The organism is Stenotrophomonas sp. HMWF023 (assembly GCF_003060985.1).
Lineage (GTDB): Bacteria > Pseudomonadota > Gammaproteobacteria > Xanthomonadales > Xanthomonadaceae > Stenotrophomonas > Stenotrophomonas lactitubi.
Genome location: NZ_QAIJ01000168.1, coordinates 1 through 3587, shown reverse-complemented (window position 1 = coordinate 3587; position 3587 = coordinate 1). Strand labels below are relative to the sequence as shown.

The window sequence follows — 3587 nt, the reverse complement described above, 5'->3', positions numbered from 1 at the left end:
GAACCACGGTGAAGCCGTGGCGGTGGGCATGGTGCTGGCCGCCCGCCTCTCCACCCACCTGGGCCTGGCCGACGACGCCGACCGTGCGCGCCTGCAGGCCCTGCTGGAGCAGTTGGGCCTGCCGGTGGCAATCCCCGCCGGATTGGACCCGCAGGCCCTGCTCGGCCGCATGCGCCTGGACAAAAAGAACGTGGCCGGCCGCCTGCGCCTGGTGCTGTGGCGCGGCATGGGCCGTGCCGAAGTGGTGCCGGACGTGGATGAAGCGGCGGTGCTGAAGGTGCTGGGCGAAGGCTGACCGCTTCCGCGTTCGCCGGGCATGGCCCGGTGCTACCAGGGAGGTTTCATGAGGTTGCCGGCCAGCGGCCGGCACTACCGCGTTGCGGCAGGGGTCACACCACCCCCGCTACAATCGACGCCATGCACGTCCACCTGCAACAACCCGCCGACGGTGCCCAGGCACCGCGCTTCCTGCGCCTGACCCTGGTCCCGGACCTGTTCGGCGGCTGGGAGCTGCTGCGCGAATCCGGCCGCGTCGGCGCCCGCTCGCAGCTGCGGCGCGAGCTGTACCTCAAGGCTGACGAAGCCCGCCACGCCTACGAGAAGGCCCGCGATGCCGAACTGCATCGGGGCTTCCAGATTCTTTCGCACGGCGACTGACTGCGCCGCTGCCCTTTTCGCCCAAGGAATGCCCACTGTGACCAGCCCTCTCCGCAACGATCGCCTGCTGCGCGCCCTGCGCCGCGAACCGGTGGACTGCACCCCCGTCTGGCTGATGCGCCAGGCCGGCCGCTACCTGCCGGAATATCGCGCCACCCGGGCCAAGGCCGGCAGCTTCCTGGCCATGGCCAAGAACCCGGAGATCGCCTGCGAAGTCACCCTGCAGCCGCTGCGCCGCTTCCCGCTGGACGCAGCCATTCTGTTCTCGGACATCCTCACCATTCCCGATGCAATGGGCCTGGAGCTGTACTTCGTCGAAGGCGAAGGCCCGAAGTTCCGCCACCCGTTGCGCGATGAAGCGGCCATCGCCAGGTTGGCGGTGCCGGACATGGAACAGGACCTGGGCTACGTGATGGACGCGGTGCGCCTGATCCGCCGCGAGCTGGACGGCCAGGTACCGCTGATCGGCTTTTCCGGCAGCCCGTGGACACTCGCCTGTTACATGGTCGAAGGCGGCGGCAGCAAGGATTTCGCGCGCATCAAGGCGATGGCGCTGAATCATCCGCAGGCCCTGCACCGCCTGCTGGAAGTGACCACCGACGCGGTGATCGCCTATCTCGGCGCGCAGCGCGCCGCCGGTGCGCAGGCCCTGCAGGTGTTCGACACCTGGGGTGGCGTGCTGTCGCCGGCGATGTACCGCGAGTTCTCGCTGCGCTATCTGCAGCGCATCGCCGAAGGCCTGGAGCGCGGCGAAGGCAGCGAGCGCACGCCGCTGATCCTGTTCGGCAAGGGCACCGGCCTGCACCTGGAAGCGCTGTCGCAGACCGGCGCCGATGCGCTCGGCCTGGACTGGACGCTGGACCTGGATGAAGCACTGCGCCGTACCGGTGGCCGCGTAGCCCTGCAGGGCAACCTGGACCCGACCACGCTGTATGCCTCGCCCGATGCGATCGCCGCCGCGGCCGCACGCGTACTCGACACCTATGCCGCCGGCAATGGCGGTTCGCGCGAGGGCCATGTGTTCAACCTCGGCCACGGCATGTCGCCGGACATGGACCCGGCCCATGTACAGGTGCTGGTCGACGCGGTGCACGCGCACAGCCAACGCTGAGCATCCTGCATGCGGTCGCGGCGCGATGTTGATCGCGCCGTGACCCGCAGTGCGCGATCATGGCGCCCCCACGTTGCACCGGTCACCCCCCATGTCCACAGCGCCATCGACCTACACCCGCCAGCGTCCCCTGCTGTGGCTGGTATCGCTGGCGATCTTCATGCAGATGCTGGACTCGACCATCGTCAACACGGCACTGCCGGCGATGGCGGCCAGCCTCGGCGAAAGCCCCCTGCAGATGCAATCGGTGGTGTTCAGCTACGCGCTGGCCGTGGCCACCTTCATTCCCGCCTCCGGCTGGATCGCCGACCGCTACGGCACCCGTCGCACCTTCCTGGTGGCGATCATCCTGTTCACCCTCGGCTCGCTGGCCTGCGCGATGGCGCAGCAGCTGCACCAGCTGGTGGCTGCACGCGTACTACAGGGCATCGGTGGCGCGATGCTGCTGCCGGTGGGACGCCTGGCGGTGATGCGCTCGGTGCCACGCGAGGACTTCCTGCGTGCAATGAGCTTCATCGCCATCCCCGCACTGGTCGGCCCCCTGATCGGCCCGACCTTGGGCGGCTGGCTGGTCGAGATCGCATCGTGGCACTGGGTGTTCCTGATCAACCTGCCGATCGGTGTCATCGGCTTCATCGCGGCGATGAAGATCATGCCCGACCACTACGCCAGCCATCGAACCCGGTTCGACCTGCGCGGCTACGCCATGCTGGCCTTTGCGATGGTGGTACTGTCGCTGGCGCTGGATGGCATTTCCGGACTCGGCACACCGCACGCGCTGGTGATGCTGATGACCGTAGCCGGCCTGGCTGCGCTGGTCGGCTACTGGCTGCACGCGGCAAATTCAACGGCACCGCTGTTTTCGCTGGCGCTGTTCCGCGTGCCCAGCTATCGCATCGGCATTCTCGGCAACCTGTTCTCGCGCATCGGCAGCAGTGCCATGCCGATGCTGATTCCGCTGCTGCTGCAGGTCGGCCTTGGCCTGGGGCCAATGAACGCCGGCCTGATGATGGTGCCGGTGGCGGCCGCGGGCATGGTGTCGAAGAAGCTGGCGGTGAAGCTGGTCGAACGCTACGGCTATCGCCGCGTACTGATGACCAACACCGTGCTGGTCGGCCTGGCGATGGCCAGTTTCGTCCTGATGACTCCAGGCCAGCACCTGAGCGTGCGCCTACTGCAGCTGGCCTTCTTCGGTGCGGTCAATTCGCTGCAGTTCACCGTGATGAACACCGTGACCCTGCGCGACCTGGATCGCGAGTTCGCCAGTTCCGGCAACAGCCTGCTGTCGATGGTGATGATGCTCGCCGCCGGCTTCGGTGCGGCAGCTGCAGGCAGCCTGCTGGCCGCGTTCGGCACGCAGCTGGAAGGCCACGGCGCGACGGCTGCGCTGCATGCCACGTTCCTGTGCGTGGGCGCGATCACCCTGACCTCGACGCTGATCTTCTGGCAGCTGCCCGACACCAAGCCGGAGCCGCGCGAGGTCGAGCACGTAGCGGAGTAGTGGGTCCGGCAGGGCTGCGCCCTGCACCCGCCGACGCAACGGCAACGGCCGAAGCAACAGCAACAGCTAGCTATCCGTGGGATGGCGGGGCGGTGTCGGATTGCGGGGACGCCGCAAGTACATCCCTGTAGGCTTGGCAGCCGCATCCATGCGGCTGACACCCCGCAATCCGACACCGCCCCACCTTCGATAGATTTCTGGTGGCTGATGGATTCACGCCATGCGTGGATGAATCTCCATCGAAATCGAATATTTCGACAATTGATCGAAAAACATCCACGCATGGCGTGGATCTACGTGTCGACCAAGGTCGACACC

The 3587-nt window shown here is 67.2% G+C and carries 3 protein-coding genes and 1 pseudogene; all 4 read left to right on the top strand.

All coding sequences use genetic code 11. The features are described from left to right. Nucleotides 1-295 (top strand): annotated as a pseudogene (locus DBR20_RS09195) (3-dehydroquinate synthase); the annotation flags it as partial. Nucleotides 296-417: 122 nt separating this feature from the next. Next, nucleotides 418-657 (top strand): WGR domain-containing protein, encoded by a 240-nt coding sequence (locus DBR20_RS09190; protein WP_099818886.1) that lies wholly within the window; start codon nt 418-420, stop codon nt 655-657. Nucleotides 658-685: 28 nt separating this feature from the next. Continuing rightward, nucleotides 686-1768 carry a uroporphyrinogen decarboxylase gene (gene hemE, locus DBR20_RS09185; protein ID WP_108265964.1) on the top strand — a complete coding sequence of 361 codons (1083 nt, stop codon included), beginning with the start codon at nt 686-688 and terminating at the stop codon, nt 1766-1768. A 91-nt stretch (nt 1769-1859) separates the two neighbouring features. After that, on the top strand, nt 1860-3269 hold the full coding sequence (gene mdtD / locus DBR20_RS09180) for a multidrug transporter subunit MdtD (RefSeq protein WP_108265963.1): 1410 nt from the start codon (nt 1860-1862) through the stop codon (nt 3267-3269). Nucleotides 3270-3587: the final 318 nt, after the last annotated feature.